Annotated in this window: 19 protein-coding genes; 6 read left to right on the top strand and 13 right to left on the bottom strand. The window is 40.6% G+C overall.

Annotated elements, in window-relative coordinates; genetic code table 11:
- Positions 1 to 318: 318 nt before the first annotated feature.
- The 4 genes from tnpC to ACYIAR_RS05275 all read right to left on the bottom strand — a co-directional run bounded on the left by tnpC (position 319) and on the right by ACYIAR_RS05275 (position 4,210).
- Positions 319 to 2,166, bottom strand: a complete 1,848-nt coding sequence (gene tnpC, locus ACYIAR_RS05260) for an IS66 family transposase (RefSeq protein ID WP_008767178.1) — start codon at positions 2,164 to 2,166, stop codon at positions 319 to 321.
- Between the two features lie 90 nt (positions 2,167 to 2,256).
- Positions 2,257 to 2,589: an IS66 family insertion sequence element accessory protein TnpB gene (gene tnpB / locus ACYIAR_RS05265; protein ID WP_008767179.1), complete on the bottom strand. Its 333-nt coding sequence runs from the start codon at positions 2,587 to 2,589 to the stop codon at positions 2,257 to 2,259.
- Positions 2,583 to 2,948, bottom strand: coding sequence for a hypothetical protein (locus ACYIAR_RS05270; protein ID WP_007901163.1), 366 nt, complete (start codon positions 2,946 to 2,948; stop codon positions 2,583 to 2,585). Before ACYIAR_RS05270 ends, tnpB begins: the two co-directional genes overlap by 7 nt.
- A gap of 167 nt (positions 2,949 to 3,115) precedes the next feature.
- A complete protein-coding gene (locus ACYIAR_RS05275) occupies positions 3,116 to 4,210 on the bottom strand; it encodes an ISAs1 family transposase (RefSeq protein WP_480329149.1) in 1,095 nt (364 codons plus the stop codon).
- Between the two features lie 706 nt (positions 4,211 to 4,916).
- Between ACYIAR_RS05275 and ACYIAR_RS05280 the strand changes: the two genes are divergently transcribed.
- The 4 genes from ACYIAR_RS05280 (at position 4,917) to ACYIAR_RS05295 (ending at position 8,101) form a co-directional block, all read left to right on the top strand.
- Complete coding sequence (locus tag ACYIAR_RS05280; protein WP_480332597.1) at positions 4,917 to 5,390, top strand: single-stranded DNA-binding protein; 474 nt, start codon at positions 4,917 to 4,919, stop codon at positions 5,388 to 5,390.
- Between the two features lie 168 nt (positions 5,391 to 5,558).
- Positions 5,559 to 6,869 (top strand): gliding motility-associated protein GldE, encoded by a 1,311-nt coding sequence (gene gldE / locus ACYIAR_RS05285; protein ID WP_480332599.1) that lies wholly within the window; start codon positions 5,559 to 5,561, stop codon positions 6,867 to 6,869.
- A 19-nt stretch (positions 6,870 to 6,888) separates the two neighbouring features.
- The gene (gene gldD / locus ACYIAR_RS05290) at positions 6,889 to 7,458 is read left to right on the top strand and encodes a gliding motility lipoprotein GldD (RefSeq protein ID WP_480332601.1); all 570 of its coding nucleotides are present in this window, start codon (positions 6,889 to 6,891) and stop codon (positions 7,456 to 7,458) included.
- A 10-nt stretch (positions 7,459 to 7,468) separates the two neighbouring features.
- Positions 7,469 to 8,101 carry a 4'-phosphopantetheinyl transferase family protein gene (locus tag ACYIAR_RS05295; RefSeq protein ID WP_480332603.1) on the top strand — a complete coding sequence of 211 codons (633 nt, stop codon included), beginning with the start codon at positions 7,469 to 7,471 and terminating at the stop codon, positions 8,099 to 8,101.
- On the opposite strand, the gene ACYIAR_RS05300 is transcribed toward ACYIAR_RS05295, so the two are convergent.
- The 5 genes from ACYIAR_RS05300 to ACYIAR_RS05320 form a co-directional block, all read right to left on the bottom strand.
- Positions 8,079 to 9,338, bottom strand: coding sequence for an MFS transporter (locus ACYIAR_RS05300; RefSeq protein ID WP_480332605.1), 1,260 nt, complete (start codon positions 9,336 to 9,338; stop codon positions 8,079 to 8,081). The genes ACYIAR_RS05295 and ACYIAR_RS05300 overlap by 23 nt on opposite strands.
- 197 nt (positions 9,339 to 9,535) lie before the next feature.
- On the bottom strand, positions 9,536 to 10,321 hold the full coding sequence (locus tag ACYIAR_RS05305) for an amidohydrolase (protein ID WP_480332607.1): 786 nt from the start codon (positions 10,319 to 10,321) through the stop codon (positions 9,536 to 9,538).
- A 149-nt stretch (positions 10,322 to 10,470) separates the two neighbouring features.
- A complete protein-coding gene (locus ACYIAR_RS05310; RefSeq protein WP_480332609.1) occupies positions 10,471 to 11,019 on the bottom strand; it encodes a 1-acyl-sn-glycerol-3-phosphate acyltransferase in 549 nt (182 codons plus the stop codon).
- 15 nt (positions 11,020 to 11,034) lie between these two features.
- Positions 11,035 to 11,319, bottom strand: coding sequence for a hypothetical protein (locus ACYIAR_RS05315; RefSeq protein WP_480332611.1), 285 nt, complete (start codon positions 11,317 to 11,319; stop codon positions 11,035 to 11,037).
- A 144-nt stretch (positions 11,320 to 11,463) separates the two neighbouring features.
- Entirely contained in the window at positions 11,464 to 13,785 is a 2,322-nt protein-coding gene (locus tag ACYIAR_RS05320) for an outer membrane beta-barrel protein (protein WP_480332613.1), read from the bottom strand.
- 239 nt (positions 13,786 to 14,024) lie between these two features.
- Between ACYIAR_RS05320 and ACYIAR_RS05325 the strand changes: the two genes are divergently transcribed.
- Together ACYIAR_RS05325 and ACYIAR_RS05330 are read left to right on the top strand one after the other, a co-directional pair.
- Positions 14,025 to 15,575, top strand: coding sequence for an ATP-binding protein (locus tag ACYIAR_RS05325; protein ID WP_480332615.1), 1,551 nt, complete (start codon positions 14,025 to 14,027; stop codon positions 15,573 to 15,575).
- 16 nt (positions 15,576 to 15,591) lie between these two features.
- Positions 15,592 to 18,546 (top strand): AsmA family protein, encoded by a 2,955-nt coding sequence (locus ACYIAR_RS05330; RefSeq protein ID WP_480332617.1) that lies wholly within the window; start codon positions 15,592 to 15,594, stop codon positions 18,544 to 18,546.
- A gap of 231 nt (positions 18,547 to 18,777) precedes the next feature.
- Here the strand turns inward: ACYIAR_RS05330 and ACYIAR_RS05335 are convergent, their stop codons facing one another.
- The 4 genes from ACYIAR_RS05335 to ACYIAR_RS05350 form a co-directional block, all read right to left on the bottom strand.
- A complete protein-coding gene (locus tag ACYIAR_RS05335; protein WP_480332619.1) occupies positions 18,778 to 21,012 on the bottom strand; it encodes a S9 family peptidase in 2,235 nt (744 codons plus the stop codon).
- Positions 21,013 to 21,302: 290 nt separating this feature from the next.
- Complete coding sequence (locus ACYIAR_RS05340) at positions 21,303 to 22,430, bottom strand: aspartate aminotransferase family protein (protein WP_480332621.1); 1,128 nt, start codon at positions 22,428 to 22,430, stop codon at positions 21,303 to 21,305.
- A gap of 164 nt (positions 22,431 to 22,594) precedes the next feature.
- Positions 22,595 to 23,563, bottom strand: coding sequence for an N-acetyl-gamma-glutamyl-phosphate reductase (argC, locus tag ACYIAR_RS05345; protein WP_480332623.1), 969 nt, complete (start codon positions 23,561 to 23,563; stop codon positions 22,595 to 22,597).
- Positions 23,560 to 24,771: an argininosuccinate synthase gene (locus ACYIAR_RS05350; RefSeq protein ID WP_480332625.1), complete on the bottom strand. Its 1,212-nt coding sequence runs from the start codon at positions 24,769 to 24,771 to the stop codon at positions 23,560 to 23,562. Before ACYIAR_RS05350 ends, argC begins: the two co-directional genes overlap by 4 nt.

A 24,771-nucleotide genomic window follows, 5' to 3' on the forward strand; every position in this document is an offset into this window, starting at 1 on the left:
TTAATTGATTTGGACCTATTAATTTTTTGGAATGCAAATATATAGCTTTTTATCGAACAGGGCAACCGCACCAAAATTCCATTCAAAATATGTTTTGCAACAGGTTTGTTAAAATAGTTCTGAAAAAAATGTGTTATTTGGGAAATAAAGCGGATATTGCGGATAGCAAAACCTTAACTATGAAAAACAACCTTAGCGATTGGATTTTTTACGTGTCGATTTTACAACCAAAGGTAAACTTCCAATTTTAGGGTAGCCCCTTTTAGACGGGCGCCAGTCGGCACCCGTCTAAAAAAGAATCCACAAATTTAACGATTATTATTTGCATATTGTCATGGGAAGAAGGTTTTCGTAATCCGTTCTTCCCTTCTTTAATTCTCTTAGCAGCTTGCAGAAGTAATTCCTGAAGGAGACTCCTGCCTGTTTGCAGGTTTCTATAAAGGTATTATAGATTGCGGAGTTCTGTATTCCTTTCACGCTTCCGAAGAACAGGCTGTTCTTTCGTTGGACAGTGATTGGTCTTATCGCTCTTTCTGCTGTCATATTGTCTATGGAGTATTCTCCGTCATTTCTGTAGGAGAAGATCTGATTCCAGAAGTTCTTCAGATAGTTAAGGGCCTTGCTCATAAGTTCGCTTCGGCTCTCATCCGGATTTGCCAGCAAATCATAAAGCTCCGTCCTTAACTTCTCGATGATTTCCGTCGTTTCCTTACCGTTCCTTCTGCTGTAAATCTCGTCCGCAGTAAGTTTTTCCCGACGGTAAGTCTCTTCCATGCCGTATAGCTTTGCTATCAGCTCAAGGAAGATTCTTGCCTGCAGACTTCCCTGGTCGTAGGCGTACTTGAACTTGGCTCTTGCATGAGCCAGACAGCAGAGATGCTCTATATCCATAAGTTCATTGTCTAGATACATATATACGTTGTAACCGTCACTCTGCAGTGATTTGATTTTTGCATCACCAAGGAACTCCTTCAACACATTTCTGTTCCTGCCTCCATGTTTCTGTACACCTTCATCATCCGTTGTATCCTCGTAGAAGAAGATGACTATACGCGCTTTTCTGTTTACCAGACACCACATATAGGTCTTTCGTTTCTTATTGTATGCGTGATAGCGGAGCCATGTCTCGTCCACATTCACGTTGGCACCGTCCTGAAGGGCAATCTTCTTGAGGGCAGGTATCAGCTTATTGAGCTGCATGGCACCTTTGTCGGCCCAGTTCAGCAGGTTCTGCACAGAGGTGTTCCAGTCCATATCCGACAGACGGTTCTTCGCCTCCCTGTATGCCGGTGTTGACATCTGGAAGCGGTTAAACATCAGATACGAGAGCATGTTTGCCGTAATGCTTGTACCCGGTACTATCTCGTCATAAAGGCTTGCCCGGACGTCATCCTTCATAGGAAGGAACATGCTTTCAATCCTGCCGTCGGCATGCTTCACCTTAAGTACCTCAAAGTGATGTTCCTCAATATGGCTCACAATGCTTCTTATTTTACGGTAGCTTGACGATATTACAACAGAATCCTCAGGAAGCATTGTATAATCAGACCTGTGTATAATCGGTGTACCTACACAAGTCTTATTGTATGTCATTCCTTTCCTGTATGGTCTTTCCTTGGAAAGGGAAGCCTTCGGAGTATCCTGCGTGTCGCATGATGCGGAAGAGTCCGGCTGTGGGACCTCGCTTGGTGGAGCAGTAGGAGTACCGTCAAAATCATCCTTGTCATCATGCTTCCCTTTTACGACCCTTTTACGGTCAATACCTTTGAGACTTTTGGAAGAGGCATAGGTCTGGGTATTCATAATGGAAAGACGTTCTAAAAGGGCATTATACTTTTTCTCAAGTTTTTTATACTCCTTATCGCGGAGCTTGTATTCAAGGACAACCTTGTCAGCCTTGCTGTTTGCCTTAAGCAGGGCATTTGTAAGGGAGTCTATTTTCTTATTGGACTCCTTCAGGTCTTTTCCTATTTCATCAAGCCGTGCTATCATTTCGTCAAGCTGCTTGCTCTTGCTCTGATTCTCCTCAAACAGGAACAGGGCGAACCTCTTTATCTGCTCATTATCCATACCTTCAAGGGGTGTATGCTCCTTTTCGGGTCTGTTCATCATCTCTTCAAGATGCTTCTGTCTGAGTATGTGTTCTATAAGTTCCTCTGTTTCCATGTTCTCTAAATTTTATGTAAAGATACTCATTTTCAGTGAGATACGCAAATATTTAGAGAGCTTTTATTGCTGATATTCAGAGTTTTATCATTAAATTCTTATGCTCGTTATTACCGGAGTTTCAAGTATCGTGACCAGGTCTTTCCAGTCTATCTTATACACTGTCACGTCATCCTTGCGCTCTATCCTCATGAACCTGTAGCCCTTTATGAAGGACTTCTCATGAAGATAATAGGCATTGCGCTCATAGTGTATCATGCGAACCTTGCGCTGGTCTTTAGACATGAACATGTAAACATCACCATTCAATGGATCACGGTGGTATCGACCTCGGATTATCTCGCATATACGCTGAGCCTTGCATCTCATATCGTGAAGCTCAGGAAGGTAGTAGAAGTTGTGAAGACCGTTGATGCTCAGCATAAGCCCTCCAGTTTCTCTACCAGTGTTTTCAGCCCCTGATAGTCTAAGCCTTTCTTCTGTATGCACAAGCCCTCACGAGTTCTTATCGTCACCATAATGCTTCCTTTATGGGGAGTTGTACGTTTGAGCTTGTCTTTAGCAACCTCCTGCCGTTCTTCATTGCCTGTCCGAATCAGCTCTTCCGGAATTCCTTCAACTTCTACAGGTACAACCTTTTTCTGTGTCTTCTTGAACCAGTCATAGAATGCCGTGTATGGAATATTGTTACCAATGCAGAACGAGTTGATGGAAACTCCATTGGGCTCACCCTCGGTTTTGTAGAGGAACCACAGTCTTTCAAAATCTTTTTCGCTAAACATAATCTTTCAAGTTTTAAGTTTAGCACGAAGGTATGGGAAAGAAACATGCTAGTCAATACGCCAATTTTGGAAGCTTACCAACCAAAGTCTTTCGACTATGATTCGTAAGATCTTATGAGAGGTCTCTTATAAAAAGAGGCCTCTTTTTTATGATTCAGATCATCCGGTCAGAACTGCAATAACTTTTTTAAATAGTTAATATCCAAAGCTGCCTTGTAAAGTCTTTTTTTAAGGCTTAACTTATCCTTTTGTTCAGAGATGATATGTAAAGCCACTTTTCTAATCACTGACAGGTTTTGTGATGAATATCCTTTCCTCGCTCTGCAATCATCCTCTTTAAAAGTAACGTCCAAATGCCAATGCAGTTGGTTCTCAATACTCCAGTGTCCTCTTATTATTTTTTGAAAGTAAGACGCACTTAATCCTTGCTCGTCACTGATATAATATCTGGTTTCAAGAGCCGTTTTCCCGTTCATCTCCCTACTTGATTCCATTTTTACAATCGTCCCTAGTCCTTTCCAAGATTGAATGGTTTCCGGAAGCAGATATTCCATGGCTGGAAGAATGCTGCATTTCCTGACTTCTATCCTTCCATGGTCTTTTTCCACAGTCGTATCCGAATCAAGGCCGCCGTGTACTTTAAAAGCACATTCAATATCCTCATATAGAGACTTCTGATTACCTTTTACCGACAATAGATAATGCCCCTTCTTTTCAAGTATCAAGTCTACAACCTCACGTTGCGTTCCCATAGCGTCTATGGATATAACTGCATCCTCAATATCTATGGCTGACAACACTTCGGGAATGGCTGTTATCTCATTGGACTTGTCTTCCACTTTTTTCTGATATATACAGAATTCGTTCTCGCTTACCCAGGCATTCAAAATGTACAGACCTTTATTCCCGCGAGAGGTCGGCGATGTCCCACTTTGCTTCTTCCCGTCTATAACAATCTGTTTTTCTGATAAATCCGACAGGATTGACTTCCCATAACTACAAAGACAATGTTCTAATTCGGTTGGGTCTATGCGTTGAAACACACGCTCAAACGTATCTTTTGAAGGTACACCGTGAGGAAGTGAAAGCATATCCTTAAGTTTTTCTCCACGTTCCAAGGTAAACAGACGCATATCCTCATAATCTGTTCCGCCTGTCAGGTAAGTACACAAACCTATCATTAATATGTCTGACAACAAATGTAGACAACGACCTGTTACACGAGGATCGGTAACTTCTGAAAAATACTTGGATGGATTCATTTCACTGCAAATTTATCATTTCTATTTCTGTTTCGGTTTGCCGCTGCAAATCTAAGGTGAGGCACAGATAAACACTTCACTGATGATTACAAATTTTGATGCGGTTGCCCTGTTTATCGAAGAGTGAAAATATTGCTATGTATTTTTTTTCAATAAATTTGCCCGAATCTCACCCCAATATCACTCTATCCACAAAGCAATCAACACGTTATACATGAAACTATTTTGTAACATTTTATACTTAATAATGTTCCAAAGACTCAACTTTAAAGAAAACAGAGCCACAATACATGCCAATATTTAAGCCTCATAAGCTTCTACTAAACTGCATAAATACGGAAACAAGAAATCTCTGTTTCAAAAAACTTTTTGCATACTTCAAAACATAATAATATAATCTTAAAACTAAGCCTTAGTTTTTATAAATTAAGACTTAGTTTTTATAAACTAAAGCTTAATTCTTATAAACCAAGTCTGAGTTTTAAGAATATATCAGTATCTTTCAAAACAGACATTGGACAAAAGCAACTAATCACGGAATATATGAAATGATTCACACAAATGCTCAGCCAGTCAGATTTACAGAAAGAAAAGACAATGCGAACAAAACTCATTGCAAATTTTCCATAATATTTCTTTTTCAATAATTATTCATTACCTTTACACCAATAATCTTGAATTAAATACGGAATAAAAAGTTTTAATTATGTCTTTAAACAAAGTTTTATTAATTGGAAATGTAGGAAAAGACCCTGACGTACGTTATTTCGACAGCGGAACAGCAGTGGCTAATTTTCCTCTCGCCACCTCTGAAAGAGGCTATACCTTGGCTAATGGAACAGTTATACCGGAACGCACCGAATGGCACAACATCGTTGTGAGAAGAGACCTTGTACCTTTTGTTGAAAAATGGGTGAAAAAAGGTTCCGGACTCTACGTTGAAGGAAAAATCAGAAGCCGTAGCTATGATGATGCAAATGGAAACAAAAGATATGTAACGGAAATCCATGCAGACAGAATAGAATTCTACAGTACAGGAAGCCGCCCGGCAACCGACAACGGTAACCAGGCTCAAAGTCCGGAAACTCAATATTCCACAAATCCAACTACAATGCAGACTAATGTTGCTCCTAGCAACAACATGTCTAAAATGGATGACGCAGACGACCTTCCGTTCTGATTATAATATAACTAAAGTTTCGCCAAACTCAACTTTTAGTTAACAAGTTGACAAGGAAACGAGTTGACAAGAAACAGGTGTTTATCCTCGTCAACTTGTCTCTGAAGCCTTGTAAACTATTATATCGAGCCTGGCGAAACTTAAATTGTCTAACTTAAATTTATCATTTTGGACTCAGACTATTTTCAAAACATATTCAACCAAGTTTATATTGACCAAATAGGTATTGACTCGGTCATTGCTTTCGCGGTTGCGGCAGTTTTGCTGCTTTGCTCCGGATATATATCAGCTTCTGAAGTGGCTTTTTTCTCGCTTTCGCCTGCAGATTTGCAGAAGGTGAAAGAGAAAAAACAAAAACGTGCGGACAATCAGATAGAAGAACTTCTCAGCAAGCCAGACTATCTTCTTGGAACTATTCTCATAACGAACAATCTGGTTAACGTAGCGATAGTAACACTCTGTACTTATGGTATAAATTCATGGATAGATTTTTCAGCCGTTCCTATTTTCGGATTTATCCTCGAAACTGTTCTCCTCACTTTCCTTCTTCTTCTTTTCGGTGAAATTATGCCAAAGATTTATGCGCAGAAAAACGCTTTGCCTTTTGCAAGAAGGACTGCTGCTACAATGCTGTTTCTGGAAAAGATGATGCGCCCTTTCTCATCGGTGCTTGTCAGCTCTTCAACGGTTATCAACAAAAGAATCTCGAAGAAAAAGAACGATATTTCCGTAGACGAACTTTCAAAGGCATTGGAAATAACATCTCCGGAAATAAAGGAAGAAAAAAATATGCTCAATGAAATCATCAAGTTCTACAACAAGACAGCCGATGAAATCATGACACCACGACTGGACATGAAAGGTCTGGACATCAAAAGCAACTTCGGTGAAGTGCTTGAAATGATTGTCGAATCCGGATATTCCAGAATTCCCGTTTACGACAACACTGAGGACAAAATAAAAGGAATACTCTACATCAAGGATTTGCTTCCGCATATCGAAGAAGACAAATATTTCAGATGGCAGACACTGATACGTCCGGCTTATTTCGTTCCGGAAACAAAGAAAATCGACGATTTGCTTGAAGAATTCCGCACCAACAAAATTCACATGGCTATCGTTGTTGACGAATTTGGCGGAACATCCGGACTGGTAACAATGGAAGATATCCTGGAGGAAATCGTTGGCGACATCTCCGATGAGTATGACGAGGAAGAAAGATTCTTCACAAGGCTCAAAGACGGAAGTTTCATTTTCGAAGCCAAAATTCCGCTCAATGACTTTTTCCGTGTTACGGAACTCAAGGAAGATTCTTTCGGAGAACTTACGGAAGAGGTTGAAACTCTGGCTGGTTTGCTGCTCGAAATAAAAGGTGATTTCCCTAAGCGACAGGAAATAATCGAATTTGGCGGCTATCGTTTCCAGATACTCGAAGTGGATAACAGACGTATTATCAAAGTTAAGTTCTCTGTATTATAACAGAGTTGTCCTATAATATATGATACGATTCAGAAACATACTGCTTGTTGTGCCGTTGCTGCTCAGTGTTGCCTGCGAGGAATATACACCGAAACCACGTGGCTTTTTCCGTATTGAGCCACCGAAGGCAGAATACACAGAGTTTGGTCCGGAAAAATGGCCTTTCTCTTTTTATGTTTCCAACCAGGCAAATATAAATGTCAGCGACTCTTCGAAATTCATGCTTGAGGCAAACTATAAAGATTTGAATGCTGAATTGTATTGCAGTTACCTGAAGGTGGACAGAGGCAAAATAGAGCAGACTTTCAACGAGAGCCGCGAACTTGTTGCCCGCCAGGCAGAGCAAGCTTCCGCCATAAAGGAAATGGAGTTCGTAAACGAAGAGGAGAATGTTCGCGGATATATGTTTCTGATTGAAGGAAACACAGTTGCCCCAATTCAGTTTTCTCTCACTGATAATGAAAATAAGTTCTTCCGCGGAGCATTATATTTCAATTGCCCGATAAATGCCGACTCACTCAAGCCGGTGGTTGACTATCTGCAAAAGGATGTGGAAGTTATGATTGAATCTTTCAAGTGGAACAAATAAACTGAAATCTATGCCTTTATTATACAAACAGCAAAACGGCGCTTGTGTAGGAATCTGGGAAATGACCGAAACAGTTGATGAACTGAAGAATATGTTGGGAAGCAAAGCTCTCTCCTCGCCTTCCGTGTCAATGGAAATCCGCTCTGAAGCCAGACAGAAAGAAAGACTCACGGCATTGGTGCTGCTGAAAGAACTTTTAGGCCACGAAGCCATAATCGGCCACGAAGAAAGCGGCGCTCCGTTTCTTCCCGAAGAGAATATGAATATAAGCATATCTCACACCAAAGGATATGCGGCTATGATATTATATAATGAAAAGGAAATCGGTATCGATATAGAATATCGCTCGGATAGAGTGAAGAAAATAAAATCTCGTTTCGTGAACGAAGCAGAAGCACTTCATATCAGTCCGGAGAATGAAACCGAGCATCTTCTCATCCACTGGTGCGCAAAGGAAACTCTTTTCAAAATGATTGGCTGCAATGAAGTGGACTTTCTGAAACATCTTCATATTTCTCCATTCATATATAATAAGGAAGGAATAATAAATGTTTCAGAAAGCCGTACTGAAAATCAGAAGTCATATAAATTATATTTCCGTGTAGCGGATAATTTCGTCATCACTTACACTTCCTGTGAATGAAAGGAAGCACCAGGAAAAGAGGAACGCAGCAAATCATAACCCATACAAAGAAATGCTGATAACCTATCTGCTCCTGAATCCATCCCGAAACCATTCCCGGAAGCATCATTCCCAATGCCATAAATCCCGTGCATATCGCATAATGCGAAGTTTTGTATTCACCTTCCGAGAATAGCATCAGATACATTGTATAGCCGGTGAAACCAAAGCCATAGCCAAGTTGCTCCACCGCAACGCAAGTATTAATCACCAGAAAACTTTCCGGACGAGCATAAGCAAGATAAAGATAAACCAGATTCGGCAAAGAAATAGCAAGAGCCATTGGCCAAAGCCATCGTTTCAATCCGCCGGAAGAAATGGCTATTCCGCCCAGAATTCCTCCAACCAGCAGCGCTGCAACTCCAACTGTTCCATATACAAATCCCACTTGAGTAGTGCTCATTGCCAAACCTCCGGACTCAATGTCATCCAATAGGAAAGGAGAAGAAAGTTTCACCAACTGCGATTCGCCAAGCCTGTAAGTCAGCATAAACAGCAAAGCCGGAATAATGCCTTTTTTCTTGAAGAAACTTACAAAAGTCTGCCCGAATGATTGTCCTATATTACACAACGTAACATCAGTACGCTTGAAATCCGACACCGGTTTCGGCAATATATATCTGTGCCACAAAGCAAGGCCGATAAATGTTCCCGCCAGAATAAAGAACACCAGACTCCAGGCATACGAAATCTGCCCTGTAGTTTCCTCAAGCCATCCGGCGAGCATAACAAGCAGACCTTGTCCGGCAATCATTGCCACGCGATAGAATATATTTCGGATACCAATGAAAAACGCCTGTTGCTCCTCATCCAAACCCAGCATATAAAATCCGTCGGCAGCAATATCATGAGTTGCCGAGCTGAAAGCCATCAGCCAGAAGAAAGCAAGTGTTGCACGGAAGAAGAAATCGCAGGGCAAAAGGAATGCTATTCCTGCCATTCCGGCTCCGATAAGGAACTGCATTGTCCATATCCACCAGCGCTTAGTCTTCAGCAAGTCAATAAACGGACTCCAAACAGGCTTTATCACCCATGGAAAATAAAGCCAGCTTGTGTATAATGCTATTTCAGCATTCGAAACTTCCAGACGTTTATACATAATGACTGACAACGTCATCACCGCAACATAAGGCAAACCTTCGGCAAAATATAGTGTCGAAATCCAACTTAAGGCTTTCCCTTTTGATGGTTTGTTCATAATTTCATTCTTTATTAGTTATTATTTTTAGAAGTTGACGAGGCTTCAGAGACAAGTTGACAAGGCCTCAGAGACAAGGCCTCAGAGACAAGTTGACAAGGCTTCAGAGACAAGTCAACAAGTCCAAACTGATATTACTTGTAAAATACCTTGTTACCTCGTCAACTCGTCAACTTGTCCCCTTGTTAACTCGTCAACTAAAGCAACGACAATGTAAAATCATCCGCATCTTTCCAAGCCGGGAACTTTTCACGGAAACTCTCTATTTCCTTTGCCGACAGAACACAAGTTCTGGTTGTTTCCTCCCTCTTTCCCGCGTCAGCAATTTTCTTTCCTTTTGGAGAATAGACCACGGAATCACCTTTATAAGTAAATCCTTTCCCGTCAATTCCCACTCTGTTAACTCCGCAAACATAAGCCATATTCTCGATTGCACGCGCCTGCAGAAGAGGTTTCCACACTTTCCTTCTGGCTTCGGGCCAATTCGCCACATAAACAAGCAAGTCATATTCGTTGCCCACATTGCGGCTCCACACCGGGAAACGCAAATCATAGCAAACCTGGAGACAAATGTTCCAGCCTTTGTAATTTACAACCACTCGCTTCTCTCCCGGAGTATAAACATTGTTCTCACCTGCCATTCTGAACAAATGATGCTTGTCGTAGAAAGTAATTTCATCGCCATTTACAAAAAAAGCACGATTGAAATAGCGTCCGTTCTCTTCAGCAATGAAACTGCCGATGATTGCCATGTTATAGCTTGACGACCATTCCTTCAAGGTTGCCACAGTTTCGCCATCGCAAGAGTCGGCAAGTCGTGAAGGCTCCATCGAAAAGCCGGTTGTAAATGTTTCGGGAAGTACAACCAAATCTGTTTTTCCTTTTACCCGGCGTATAAGTTCTCCATAATATGACAGATTCTCTTTTCTGTCTTCCCATATTATATGGGCTTGTATCATTGATATGCGCAAATCTGCTTTCATAATAGAATCTTGAATCGGTAAGAAATATTTTCAGGAGTTAACACTGCAAAAGAATAATAAAAGCAAAACACAGAGACACAAAGCCACAGAGGTAATATTATGTATAAAAATCTCCGTGTCTTCGTGTCTCTGTGTTTAAATTAGTTTTATCAATCCACATAGAAATTCTCCGGATGGCAGGCAGTCACGCCCTTGAAGCAAGAACGGATATAAGCCATATCCTTCTCAATGTCTCCGGTCGGATAGAATATGCCTTTCGTGCCCACTTCTTTCTTTCCATAATCGAAATATGCAAGCAAAATAGGCACATTGGCTTTCAAAGCTATATAGTAAAAGCCTTTTTTCCATTCTTTTACTCTCTTGCGAGTTCCTTCGGGAGTAATTGCTATCTGAAATCTTTCGTTCTTGTTGAACATCTCAACAACCTGGTCAGTTATGGAAGTCCTTTTTCCTCTGTCCACCGGAACGCCGCCCATACTTTTGAATATCAAATTAAACGGGAAGAAAAACCAATCTTTCTTGATAAGAAATCCGGCAGTCAGTCCAAGAGATGTATAAAACATCTTTCCTACTATAAAATCCCAGTTGCTTGTATGAGGTGCCACACATACTACACATTTCTTCAGCTCAACGCCTTCGGTCGAAGCCAGTTTCCAGCCGAATAATTTCAAAATGGCTTTACATAAAGCTTTCTTCATTCAAAATCCCTTCTTTTATTTGTTCAAGTCAGCTATTTCAGTTGCGATTGCATCCACTTCAGTCTGCAAATCAACTCTCAGCTTACGATAATATTCCTTAACCAATGCCGGATTGTCTTTTCCGTCAGGACGATGAGCACGACGCACAAATTCATCCTGCATATCTAGAATACGTGCCATAACAGCTTCTGCCTTTTCCACTTCAACACCAGGGATAAACAGTTTGCAAACCAATGCTTCTGTAAACAGTTCGCCAGCTACATAGCTAATGTCTTTTTTTAATTCTCTTCTTTTAGCCATATTTTTTAGTTTTTGAGTTTTTGAGTTTGTCCTTAACTCCAGTTATTATATATGACAAACTTACGAAGCTTTCCGCACATTTCAAAGGTGTTTACAAATAATTTGTCTTATAGCTAATAAAAGGCTTATACCAAAACATTAATCTCACATTCGATTCTTCTGGCTCTGACCGGCTCCTGAACCTTTGTATTTGCTCTTGCTTGAGTTGAATTTATATCTTACGGTAACAGAAAATTCACGAGTATCATATGAATTTTCCTGGTAAAGATTATAATCTCCACTATAAAGATGCAAATACTCCTTGTTGGTATAGAATAAATCCGAGCCTTTTAACTCCAAACTTAGAGCATCTTTCAGGAAACTTTTTCTTAAGGAAATATTCACGCGACCTTTGGAATGTTCCATAAAAACATTCTGAAAAGCACCTTTACTCTGAAATTCAGCATCCAATCCAACCATGAAACCTTTCGGCAATTCTATCGTATTGTTGAAATTCGCTACAAATATCGGAGATTTCATATCAAAAGGCTCGCCAAACGACTCCACTGTAAGCCATTGCTTCTGAACTCCCGCACCAATCATCGGAGACCAGCAACCTATTCTAGGCGATGCCGAAAGAAATGCTGAGAATGAAGGAATCGATTTATCCCAGTTTATATGACTCAACATAGTTTGTGATCCGTCTTCCTCTATCAATTCTCCCCAATATAATATCCAGTTCTTGGTCTGAGCATATGAAAGACTAAGTTGCAGCCATTTCCATACGGCAGCCAGCGACAAGTCGTGTGTAATTGTAAGGCGCAATGTCGGAGATCCTTTCTGCAAAGTAAAACGGTCGGAATAAGAGACATTATTGCTCAGTTGTCTATATGAAGGTCTTTCGGTTTTAGCAGTATAACTTAACTGAGTCTGTATTTCCCATAATTTGGTTGAGAAAGAAATATTGGGGAATATATTGTCAAATGTACGGCTCTGGTCTTCCATATATTTGTCGTTTTCATAATAATCGAATTTATCATGTTCATATCTCAATCCGACAGACCAGTCACCCCATTGGAAACTCCGGTTATATTCCACAAATCCAGCAGCATTTATCTCTTTCAGTTTACTGTAAGACGTAGGCACATAATTTTCCTCATTCAGATAATCATCATTACGGTGCGTATAAGTCACCTCACTTCCAACGGAAAAAGTTCCTTTTCCCAAAGGCATTGAAACTATCAGTTTACCGGCCGCAAGACGATTCCTGACATCTCCTACAGAATGCACATCTCTGTTTTCATAATTTTCACTCAACTCTTTTACAACGGAATAATCCCTGTTTCCATTTTGGAAATAGTCAGCGTTGAAATCTACATTTACAATTCCAAATACTCCGTTGTAATAGGCATTTACTTCATGTCCCGGGTCATAATCAGAATTATTATCTGTCAGGGTGTTTATATTATCATACGGTTTATTGTCCGTAATCACACTTGTATAAGTTTCACTATGACCGACAGAAGAGAGATATTTATTTGGCTGATATTTCACGCCCAATGTATGTTTTTCGTTCAACTGGTAATTAAACCCTACGTTACCTCTCAGCATCTTAGATACATTATAACTCGAACTGCTCATATTGTGAATCCATTCCTGAGTTCCCTTTTTCCTGAGCACAAGATCATAATCTTGCGTATTTTTCATTTTGCTGAAATACAGCGAACCGAAAATATCCAAGTTATTATGACGATAATTAAAGTTAGCCTGTTCCACCCAATCAGTATTCTTCGACTGGTAATAGCTGGAACGCAAGTCAAAACCCAAACCGTCACCCTGGCGTTTTACGGTTTGAATACGAACAACAGCCTTTACCGTAGCATCATATCTTGAACCCGGATTACGGATTACCTCCACCTTCTTTATTTCATCAGAATTCAGTTGTTCCAGCTCCGTCAAGTCATTCAGCTTTCTGCCGTTAATATATATCAAAGGAGTTCCTTTCCCAAACACTTCATAACCGTCCTGTTTCTTAGTAATTCCCGGAATCTTAGCCAGAACATCATTGGCAGAACCAGCCTTACTAAGCACACTGTTTTCTATGCTTGTCACCATTGCATCTCCTTTCATTTGCGTAACCGGCAGATTAGCCTTCACCACCACTTCTCCAAGCTGAAGAGCATCTGATGATAATTTCACCACACCGAAATCAGGCGGAATTACAGACTTATATATAGTAGTATAACCAATTGAAGAAATACGAACTATCTGATTCTCCGATGTTGACTGCAAAACAAAACTTCCATCCTCTCCACTTATCGTTCCTTCAACAAACGCCGAATCTGGCAATGACAACAACACAACATTGGCATATGTCAAAGGTAGATTATTCTCATCAACCAATTTTCCTGTTATATTTTGTGATGAAGCTCCAACAGAAAGAATAGAGAAAACAAACACAAACAAAGCCTCTTTAACGCTATTCATGCTTTAATTTTTTTAATTATACCACAAAGTTATTTTTTTTCACAATTCTCTCAGCGACTCAGAGTATTTTTCTTAAAACATTAAAGAATGCTATTAACATTGCACATAGAAACAATATTCGTATATTTGAATAATTCAAGTTTAGAAAGTTGCTCAACTTAACAGTTGACAAGGCTTCAGAATACTTGCGAAACTTGAGTAAATTACATAACTCATCAACAAACCAAGTCTGATGTAATATGAAAAAGAAATATCCGGTAGGTATACAGAACTTTGAGAAAATACGTAGTGACAACTACTGTTATATAGATAAGACTGAACTTATTTACCAGATGGTAAAATCCGGTCAATACTATTTTCTGAGTCGCCCCAGAAGATTCGGAAAAAGCCTTCTTATATCTACATTGGAAGCATATTTTCAGGGCAAGAAGGACTTATTCAAAGGTCTCGCCATTGAAAATATGGAAAATGAATGGATTGAATATCCAATACTACATCTCGATCTAAACAACCAAAAATATGACGCACCAGAAAAACTGTATGAAATATTAAATGATGCTTTATGCAGATGGGAACATATCTATGGAAACAGTGAAAGCGAAACAAGCTTGTCTCTGCGTTTCCAGGGAGTTATACGCCGGGCAGAAGAAAAAACCGGCAAAAAGGTTGTAGTTCTTATTGATGAGTATGACAAACCAATGCTTCAGGCAATAGGAAATGAAGATTTGCTTGATGACTTCAGAAATACACTAAAAGCATTCTATGGCACACTAAAGAGCAGTGACCGCTACCTTAAGTTTGCTTTCTTAACAGGAGTTACCAAATTCAGCAAAGTCAGTGTATTCAGCGATTTGAATAATCTCATGGATATTTCAATTGACAACCGGTTTGCCAATATCTGTGGTATAACGGAAGAAGAACTCTACTGTAATTTCAAGGAAGATATTATCGAACTCGGACAAAACAACGGAATGACAGAAAAGGAAACAAAAGCCCATCTGAAAGAAATGTATGATGGATATCATTTCGTTGAAAACAGTGACGACATATACAATCCATTCAGTATTCTGAACACCTTTGCCAAAATGAAATTCGGCAGCTATTGGTTCGAAACCGGAACTCCGACTTTCCTGGTTGAGTTGCTGAAGTTAAGCCGCTACAGACTGAACCGACTGACAGAAGAAATGGCAAGTACAGATTCTCTAGAGGGAATTGACACAATGAAATCAAATCCCATCCCTATTTTATATCAAAGCGGCTATCTGACTATAAAGGGATATAACAAAGAATTCCAAGTTTATTTCCTTGGATTTCCAAATAAAGAAGTGGAAGAAGGTTTCACAAAATTCCTGCTGCCTTGTTATGCACATCTGGAAACAGGAAATCCTTCTTTCGAAATTATAAGTTTTATAAATGATGTAAGGTCCGGAAATGCAGAAGATTTCCTGAAACGACTTCAAAGTTTCTTTGCTGACAGTCCATATGAACTTGCCAGAGATTTGGAACTCCATTATCAGAATGTGCTTTTCATTATATTCAAATTATTAGGTTTCTACACCCAAGCTGAATATCATACTTCAAACGGACGTATTGATATGGTTGTAAAAACCGACAAATTCATTTATATAATGGAATTCAAACTCAACGGAACGGCAGATGAAGCTTTAAGACAAATAAACGAAAAGCAATATGCCTTGCCTTTTACACCCGACTCAAGAAAAATCTATAAAATAGGTGTGAACTTCAATAATAAAACAAGAGGCATTGAGCAATGGGTTATTGATGAATAATTAAACACATAAAAAAATGAACAATAGAATTAGGAAAACAATCAAGACATTAGTCATCACTCTTGTATCCATAATTTTATTGGTATTAGGACTAATTGCCTTCACTTTAAATTTCATTTTCACTCCGGAGAAAATAACTCCGACAGTGTTGCGTGTTGCCAACCAGACAATGAATGCCAAGCTGGATATGGAAAGCGTGGAACTGACTTTTTTCTCAACCTTCCCGCGCTTCGGACTCAAGCTGACAAACGGCTCGCTGGTTTCGAAAGCGCTCAACGACACATTATGGCAAAAAACAGACTCTTTGCTGGCTTTCAGGAAATGTGTGCTTGTCGTGAGTCCGCTGGATTATCTCAACAATAAGATTACAATAAACCGGCTCGTTGTGGACAGCGCTTCTGTATATGCTTTTACCAACAAGGAAGGATTGTCAAACTGGGATATTATGAAGTCGGACTCAACAGAAACCGACACCACTTCTGCTACAAAAATGCAGCAGGACATAGATATCAAACGCCTTGTTTTCCGCCGCACCAATCTTGTGTTCGACGACAGAGCAACCAGAGTTTACACTAGCCTGCAAGGTGCAAACCTTCAGCTTCAGGCTTCTCTGCAAAAGGAACAGTCTGTCCTCGACCTTAGCTTCAGCAATAAAAACATAATTTTCTGGCAAGACGGGAAATTGCTTGCACACAGAATTTCCACTTCTCTCGAAACCCGCCTTATGCTCGAAAGAAGCAAAAAACTTCTAACCCTGCATAATGCTGCACTTGTGGTTAACGGAACAGAAATGGATATCAACGGAACTCTCCGCGGCGACAGCATAAAGCGCGCACTGGATATTGACCTGAACTATGCCATGCACGCGCCATCTCTGGAAAAGGTTATAAATATGATTCCACGGAGCATATTGAAGAAAGGCGAAATGAAAGCATCCGGCGCTGTCAGCCTCAACGGTTCCATCAAAGGCTTATATGGCAAAAATTATATGCCGACTATTGTGATGAATATGAAAATCGACGAGGCTTCCGCTAAATACAAGGATTTGCCATACGGAATCGACAAAATCACAGCCGACTTCTCCGGGAAAATAGATATGATGAAGAAAGACACATCTTTTCTGCATCTGAAAATTTTCCATTTCAAAGGTGCTCATACCGAAATTCTTGCCGACGCAAAGGTTGACAATCTGTTTGGCGACCCGGACATTACGCTGAACACAACTTCCGAAATAGACCTCACCGCCCTCTCGCAGACTTTCCCTCTGCAGGAAGGAATCGTGTGCGAAGGAAAAGTAAATGCGAATATCCGCATGCGCTGCAAACTCTCCACTCTGAAAAAACAGGATTTGGGAAGAATAAAGATGAAAGGAAAAATCAACCTCGACAAACTTGCAATAACCGACACAATTCATAATTTCAAATTCACCGGCGACGCCAAATTCAATTTCAAAGGAAACGAATTGCTCGAAGCTGATGCTGAGATAAACCAGATAAACCTGGATTCTCCTTTCCTGAAATCTAATATCGAAAAGGCAACAGCCGAGGTAAAATCTACAAATCCGAAAGATACAACCAGAATCGTAGAACTCGATTGCAAGATTAACCTCAGCAAGCTGAAAGCCAATCAAAATGACTCTCTGCAACTATTCTGTCAGAAAACCTCTGCCGGAATCAAGCTCAGTCCGTCGGAAAAAGATTTTACGAAACCAAAAGTAAAACTCACATTCAATGCCGACTCATTTTTCTGCCGTTTCGAAGACATGAAATTCGGAATGGACAAAGCCGGATTTGCTGTTACTGCAGAAAAAGTAAACGATTCAATATGGGATCCGAAAGGTATAATAGGTTTCAGGAATCTTATTATGCGCACACCTGAAATAGCTCTGCCTGTCAGAATGCAAAAAACGGCACTTACTGTTGGCAACAGAAAAATAAGTCTTAAAAACGCCACTATGAAAATAGGACGTTCCGACATCACTGCCACCGGCTCCGTATATAATCTGTATGAATCGCTGAAAAAGAATAAGAAAATCAAAGCTGAGCTTGCAATCACATCAAACAACCTGAACTGCAATCAGCTGATAAGAGCCATGGCTTCACCCTCAGATTCAATAGAATCCGAGCAGGATACGACATCAACAGACTTAAGTCTTTTCGTTATTCCTGAAAACTTCGACTTCGAGCTCAGCACAAAGCTGAAACGAGTGCGCTACGGAAAAATGATTTTCGAGAATGTTTCCGGAGATGTAGATATCAAGAACCAGGCAATTCACCTGAAAAACCTGAGCATGACAAGTATTGGCGCCAAAATGAAGTCTATGCTTGTATATCAGGCACGAGAAAAAGAGAAAGGATATGTCGGCTTTGACTTCCAGCTGCGTAATGTAGATATTTCCCGACTGGTTGATTTCGTTCCGTCACTAGACTCAACTGTCCCAATGCTTCGTTCGTTCGAAGGCGTAGTCGATTTCAATGTCACTGCCGAAACAGCCTTGGATTCTTGTCTGAACATAAAGATTCCAACACTACGCTCGGCAATGTTCATCAGCGGCGACAGTCTTGTCCTTATGGATGGCGAAACTTTTGCTGAAATTTCAAAGATGCTAATGTTCAAGAACAAGAAAAGGAATGTGTTCGACCATATCGAAACTAACATAACAATTGAAGACGGAAATGTCACCATCTATCCTTTCCTTCTGGAAATCGACCGTTATCGCGCAGCCGTTGGCGGAACTCAAGGCCTGGATATGAACTTCGATTATCATATTTCTATCCTCAAATCTCCTGTTCCATTCAAAATGGGTATAAATATTACAGGAAATCTGGATGATATGAAAATCCGCCTCGGCAAAGCCAAATATAAAGATGCTGTCTCTCCGGTTGAAATCAGAAAAGTGGATAGCACAAGGATTAATATGGGCAGGAATATTATTGAGGAGTTTAGGAAGTTGGTTGAGAGAGCGCAATGAGAAAGAGAAGCTGAAAAGGCTATTTTTTCAGAATCAATTAAATACCTATATTCCACATAATTACATTTTCAATAGATTTTATCTATGTGAAAAACTTTTTTCATAATATATGGAAAAAAATTTTCATGCTGATGAAAAAAGATTTTCATATATTATGAAAAAAGAATTCCATATATTGTGAGAAAGTTTTTTCACAATATATGGAATATCTTTATCTTCATTATAAAAAACTTATCTGCCGCCGGCAGGCAAATTCTTCAACCAATAATCAGCCATAGACATACGAAGGTGAAGAGTAGTTCCCGGGCGTTCACTAATGCTATGTGAGCGGAGAGGATAGCTTAACTGAGAGAAAATCTTTCCGTATTCAACCAGTTTGTTCACCAGCATTTCGCAGTTCTGATAATGAACATTGTCATCGCCTGTTCCGTGGATAAGCAACAAATTACCTTTCAAACCCTCTGCATAAGTGATAGGCGAACCTTTGCGATAACCATCAGGATTGTCCTGAGGAGTGTTCATATATCTTTCCTGATAAATAGTGTCGTATGTGCGCTGATCGGCAACGAATGCGATGGCAATTCCGGTGTGGAACACTTCCGGGTAACGGAACATACAGTTCAAAGTCTGACTTCCGCCGCCGCTCCAACCAGTGATACCAATTCGTGATGCATCAATATAAGAATACTGACGGGCAAGGTCCTGAATGCCTCGAGCCTGGTCCTCGGATGCAAATGTTCCGACTTCGCCATATATACATTTGCGCCATTCACGACCGCGAGGAGCTGCAGCACCACGGTTTTCGATGCTGACAACAATATATCCCTGATTTGCCATATACTGATTCCACAAATCACCGCCGCTCCAAACGTCCTGAACTGTTGAACCTGCAGGCTCGCCATACACCTCAATGATTACCGGATATTTCTTCGACGGGTCGAAATTCTTAGGCTTAATCATATAGGCATCGAGCATCAAATCTCCACTCTTGACTTTCACAAATTCCTTAGGCTGAAGGGCAAGTGCCTTGTATTGTTCTTTGGCTTTTGCGTTGTCTTCAATCATTCTGACGGATTTGTGTTTAGGAAGTGAAACCATGTCGATTTCCGGAGGAGTCACTGCATTGCTGAAAGTGTGGACTGCCCATTTTCCTGTTGGAGACATATTGTATGAATGTTGTCCGGATTGCTGCATCGGGCTGAGACGGGTCACTTCGCCATTGCCGAAGAGTTTCGCGCTGTAAAGATAACGCTGAGTGAAATTGTCCGGAGAGGCAATAAAGTATGTGACACCCTTATCCAAATCTGTTCCTACATACTGGATATAATCAAAATCGCCCTGGGTAATCGGAACTATCTCTTTTCCGTCGCGGCTGACACGATACAGATGACGCCATCCGTCGCGCTCGCTTTCCCATGTGAAATATTTGTTGTCCTTAAGCCAAAGAATATTGTCGTTTGTATCCAGCCATGCTGCATCTTTGTCGGTGAAGATATTAACCGGTTTGGTTTCGCCAATTGCAACAGTCCATACTCGGTTTGTATTCTGCTGGCGGTTCATCTGCTGGATAAACAATTCGTTGCTTCCAGGGATGAAATCCATTCGAGGAATGTAGTTATTGCGAGCGTCACCCGGGATTTCCACCCACGAAGTTGCTCCTCCAGCTGCCGAAACATAACCGACTTTCACTGCTGAGTTGGTTGTTCCTGCTTTTGGGTAAGGGAAATGCATTATCGTAGGATAAATGGAATCCACATTGTTTATGATATCGAATACGCCGGTTCCTTTGGTGTCGCTCTGCCAATATGCGATGTATTTTCCGTCCGGGCTCCATCTGAAACCGTCGCGGCATGAGAATTCTTCTTCATATACCCAGTCGAATGTTCCGTTGACTATTCTGTCTGAACCGTCTTTTGTAAGCTGGGTTACTTTTCCGGATTCTACATCCTCAACATAAATATTGTTTTCCGAAACATAGGCAACTCTTGTTGCGTCCGGCGAGAATTTGGCAAACATCAGTGAAGATTCAGGACGGGCTGTTCCCAGCTGGCGGAGTTTTCCGCTTTCCAAATCCAGAACCCAATAATCTCCGCGTGTATCGTATCTCCATACGCGGCGGGTGTTGTTATATATAAGGACTTTCTTATTGTCGGCACTCCAAGAAATGCTTCTTATGGCAATAGGCTTTCCTGTTGTTTTATCAATAAACATAGATGAAGGTATGATAACCTCACGGCTGTTGTCTTTTGCCTTATAGGCTACAACATCAAAACCTCCGGTTTCCTGATTCTTTTCGAGGCGACTGTATCGCTCGCCATCCTTCAGCCAGCTCATTGCACCCATAGAACGGGTTTCAATCACTTTTCCGGCAACTATATCTTTCAATGCCGGTAATTCCTGAGCGTTTGCAAATCCAGTCAGGCACTGAGCCAAAGCTGCACAAACTAACACTTTCCGTAGATTCATGGTTTATAAATTAAGATTTAACATTATATTCACAGCAAAGAAACGAATTTCAATTAAGGTTTACAAGAAAATGTTATTTGAAGTTGATGTGTTAATATGGTTACAGGTATGAGGAAAGATTCAGCCAAAAGTATTTGAGTGGCGTTAATATAAAAGCATGCGTATGTCAAAATAAATATAATTAAACACAGAGCCACAAAGACACAGAGAAAATATATTATGTATAACATTATATAAACTCTGTAACTCCGTGACTCTGTGTTTAAATTAGTTTCGTCAACTGAATCAAATCACGCACCCAACACTTTGCGGAAACGGGCGATGAATTCTGCTGCTTCGTCCATTGTCAGACACAAAGGTGGCAACAAACGGATTGTGTGCATTCCGGCTACTCCGGTAAACACTTTTTCTTCGAACAGAAGTTTTGAACGGATTTCCTTGATTGACTCTTCAAACTCGATACCAATCATAAGACCACGGCCTCTCACTTCCTTGATTCCCGGAAGTTTGTGCAATTCGTCCATCAGATATTTTCCGACCTTTTCAGCATTTGCCACAAGGTTTTCTTCTTTCATTATATCAAGAACTGCAATTGCGGCAGCACAAGCAAGATGATTTCCGCCGAATGTAGTTCCCAACATTCCATATGAAGGTTTGAATATTGGGCTAATCAATACTGCGCCCATTGGGAATCCGTTTGCGATACCTTTTGCAACAGTAATGATATCCGGTCTGATTCCGGCATACTGATGAGCAAAGAATTTACCGCTTCTTCCGTATCCGGACTGGATTTCGTCAACGATAAGACAAGCGCCATATTGTGTTGTAAGTTCACGAAGCTGTTTCATGAAGTTGTCTGCCGGAAGCTGAATTCCACCAACACCCTGAATGCCTTCAATGATAACTGATGAAACATCGCCTTTCTTCAATTCTTCTTCAACTGCCTGAGCGTCGTTAAGTTCGAGATATGTAACAGCAAGGTCTTCATTGACAGGAGCGATAATCTTAGGATTGTCGGTTACTCGCACTGCTGCAGAAGTACGTCCGTGGAATGAGTGCTTGAAAGCCAGAACACGTTTCTTTCCGTTGTGGAAAGAAGCAAGTTTCAAGGCATTTTCATTAGCTTCTGCTCCTGAATTTATAAGGAACAAAGAATAATCGTCATAGCCGGAAGCTGCGCCAAGTTTGTCGGCTAGTTTCTGCTGAAGTGAGTTGATTACTGAGTTTGAATAGAAACCCAAATTATTCACCTGTTCTGTTATAGCCTTGACATAGACTGGGTGACTGTGACCAACAGATATAACAGCATGACCACCGTAAAGGTCCAAATATTCTGTGCCTTCGCTGTCCCAGACATGGCAGCCACGACCTTTAACGATTTCTATATTAAATAATGGATATACGTCAAATAGTTTCATTTCTCAAAGATGTTTTTTTAGTTAACAAGGCTTCAGAGACAAGTTGACAAGGTCTGAACAGCTGTAATTTCACGAGTTATTATCCAAAAATCTCGTCAACTTGTTCCCTTGTCAACTCGTTTCCTGCAAGTTGAGCTTGCGAAACTTGAATAAATAATCTTTTATCAGAACGCAGATGGCTTAAGATGCAAGCCTACTGTTTCTTCAAGGCCGAACAGAAGGTTCATATTGTGAACTGCCTGTCCGCTGGCGCCTTTAAGCAAGTTGTCAATCATAGATATGATCAGCAGCTTGTTGTCGATTTTCTGAAGGTGAAGCAAACATTTGTTTGTATTCACAACCTGTTTCAAATCCGGATTCTTGTCTGTAATGAAAGTGAATGAATGGTCTGCATAATATTCTTCATATATGCGTTTGATTTCATCAATCTCAATTTTACAGTCAATATATGTAGTTGCAAAAATTCCACGTGAGAAATTACCACGAACCGGGATGAAATTAATTCGGCTGCTGAAACTGTTCTGCAGCTGAGTCAGGCTCTGTGTAATCTCAGCCAAATGCTGGTGAGTGAACGGCTTGTATATTGATATATTGTCGTTTCTCCAGCTGAAGTGAGATGTTGCCGAAGGTTTCACTCCCGCACCAGTTGAACCAGTGATAGCATTCACATGAAGCTCTGAATTAAGCATCAGATGTTTTGCAAGAGGCAGAACTGCAAGCTGGATACATGTAGCAAAACAACCTGGATTTGCAATATGCTGAGCATTGCAGATGCGACGACGGTTCAATTCAGGAAGACCATACACGAAGTCGTGTTCCGGGCTCTCGATGCGATAGTCCATACTCAAGTCCACAATCTTTACAGATTCAGGAACTGTATGGCTTTCCATAAACTTGCGAGTATCACCATGGGCTGTACAGAAGAACAGACAGTCGATATCATTCAAAGGCAATTCGCTTGTGAAAACCAAATCTGTTTCGCCATACAATCCGCCGTGAACATCTGTTATCTTGTTTCCGGCATTACTTGTACTGTTAATGAAAACAATCTCAACATCCGGATGATTAATAAGCAGACGAATCAACTCACCGGCTGTATAGCCGGCACCACCAACAATACCTACTTTAATCATAATGTTTCCTCGTCTTTATGATTAGCATAATAAGCACGCAAAGGAGTTGAAAGAACTTTGATGAAACCTTTTGCGTCGTCGGCAGTCCAGCCTTTCTGAGTTTCGCCATATTCACCGAACTTGTTCTTAACCAAGTCGTCTTTTGAGTCAACACCAACTGTTGAGAATGAGTGAGGACGAAGTTCAAGGATAACTGTACCATTTACGTTACGCTGAGATTCTGTAAGCATTGCTTCGATATCACGCATAACAGGTTCGAGATACTGGCTTTCGTGAAGGAACATTCCGTACCAGTTTGCAACCTGGTCTTTCCAGTACTGCTGCCATTTACTCAATGTATATTTTTCAAGGAAGCGGTGAGCACCGATAATCAACATTGGAGCAGCAGCTTCAAAGCCTACACGACCTTTGATACCAATGATAGTATCGCCAACGTGCATATCACGGCCGATGCCATAAGCAGCACCAATTTCTTCTACTTTCCGGATTGCAGCAATCTTATCTTCGAATACTTCTCCGTTGACTGCATGCAATTCACCTTTTACGAATTCAAGCTTAAGCTGTTCGCTTCCTTCTTTCGTAATCTGTTTCAAATATGCTGATTCAGGCAAGCCCTGAGTTGAATCCAAGATTTCGCCACCGCAGATTGATGTTCCCCAGATACCAACATTATAAGAGTATTTCAATTTTGTGAAGTCTGCAGCGAATCCGTGTTCGTTCAAGTAATTGATTTCATATTCGCGAGAAAGATTCATATCACGTGTAAGAGTGATAATCTCAACACCTGGAGCCATAACAAGGAATGTCATGTCAAAACGAACCTGGTCGTTACCTGCACCTGTTGAACCATGAGCAATTGCATCAGCACCTATTTCATTTGCATAGCGAGCGATTGCCAATGCCTGGAATATACGTTCAGAACTTACAGAAATAGGATATGTTCCGTTACGAAGAACATTTCCGTAAACCATATATTTCAAGCTTTTTTCATAATATTCTTTTGTAACATCCAAAGTTACATATTTAACAGCGCCAAGCTTGTAAGCATTTTCTTCATTCTGCTTAAGTTGCTGTTCACTGAAACCTCCAGTGTTGGCACATGCGGCATAAACTTCATAACCTTTTTCTTTTGCCAAATACATAACTGTGAACGAAGTATCCAAACCTCCGCTAAATGCGACTACAACTTTTTTCTTTTTTTCTTCCAT

It is taken from the genome of Parabacteroides sp. KHUB-01 (genome assembly GCF_056640935.1).

What these genes read in the sequence shown, in the direction of transcription:
- ACYIAR_RS05320 (WP_480332613.1), bottom strand. Translation starts at nt 13,785, where the DNA reads ATGAATAGCGTTAAAGAGGCTTTGTTTGTGTTTGTTTTCTCTATTCTT.
- ACYIAR_RS05295 (WP_480332603.1), top strand. Translation starts at nt 7,469, where the DNA reads ATGCCTTTATTATACAAACAGCAAAACGGCGCTTGTGTAGGAATCTGG.
- ACYIAR_RS05275 (WP_480329149.1), bottom strand. Translation starts at nt 4,210, where the DNA reads ATGAATCCATCCAAGTATTTTTCAGAAGTTACCGATCCTCGTGTAACA.
- gldD (WP_480332601.1), top strand. Translation starts at nt 6,889, where the DNA reads ATGATACGATTCAGAAACATACTGCTTGTTGTGCCGTTGCTGCTCAGT.
- ACYIAR_RS05300 (WP_480332605.1), bottom strand. Translation starts at nt 9,338, where the DNA reads ATGAACAAACCATCAAAAGGGAAAGCCTTAAGTTGGATTTCGACACTA.
- ACYIAR_RS05335 (WP_480332619.1), bottom strand. Translation starts at nt 21,012, where the DNA reads ATGAATCTACGGAAAGTGTTAGTTTGTGCAGCTTTGGCTCAGTGCCTG.
- ACYIAR_RS05270 (WP_007901163.1), bottom strand. Translation starts at nt 2,948, where the DNA reads ATGTTTAGCGAAAAAGATTTTGAAAGACTGTGGTTCCTCTACAAAACC.
- tnpB (WP_008767179.1), bottom strand. Translation starts at nt 2,589, where the DNA reads ATGCTGAGCATCAACGGTCTTCACAACTTCTACTACCTTCCTGAGCTT.
- ACYIAR_RS05310 (WP_480332609.1), bottom strand. Translation starts at nt 11,019, where the DNA reads ATGAAGAAAGCTTTATGTAAAGCCATTTTGAAATTATTCGGCTGGAAA.
- tnpC (WP_008767178.1), bottom strand. Translation starts at nt 2,166, where the DNA reads ATGGAAACAGAGGAACTTATAGAACACATACTCAGACAGAAGCATCTT.
- ACYIAR_RS05330 (WP_480332617.1), top strand. Translation starts at nt 15,592, where the DNA reads ATGAACAATAGAATTAGGAAAACAATCAAGACATTAGTCATCACTCTT.
- ACYIAR_RS05305 (WP_480332607.1), bottom strand. Translation starts at nt 10,321, where the DNA reads ATGAAAGCAGATTTGCGCATATCAATGATACAAGCCCATATAATATGG.
- ACYIAR_RS05350 (WP_480332625.1), bottom strand. Translation starts at nt 24,771, where the DNA reads ATGGAAGAAAAAAAGAAAAAAGTTGTAGTCGCATTTAGCGGAGGTTTG.
- ACYIAR_RS05325 (WP_480332615.1), top strand. Translation starts at nt 14,025, where the DNA reads ATGAAAAAGAAATATCCGGTAGGTATACAGAACTTTGAGAAAATACGT.
- ACYIAR_RS05340 (WP_480332621.1), bottom strand. Translation starts at nt 22,430, where the DNA reads ATGAAACTATTTGACGTATATCCATTATTTAATATAGAAATCGTTAAA.
- ACYIAR_RS05280 (WP_480332597.1), top strand. Translation starts at nt 4,917, where the DNA reads ATGTCTTTAAACAAAGTTTTATTAATTGGAAATGTAGGAAAAGACCCT.
- argC (WP_480332623.1), bottom strand. Translation starts at nt 23,563, where the DNA reads ATGATTAAAGTAGGTATTGTTGGTGGTGCCGGCTATACAGCCGGTGAG.
- ACYIAR_RS05315 (WP_480332611.1), bottom strand. Translation starts at nt 11,319, where the DNA reads ATGGCTAAAAGAAGAGAATTAAAAAAAGACATTAGCTATGTAGCTGGC.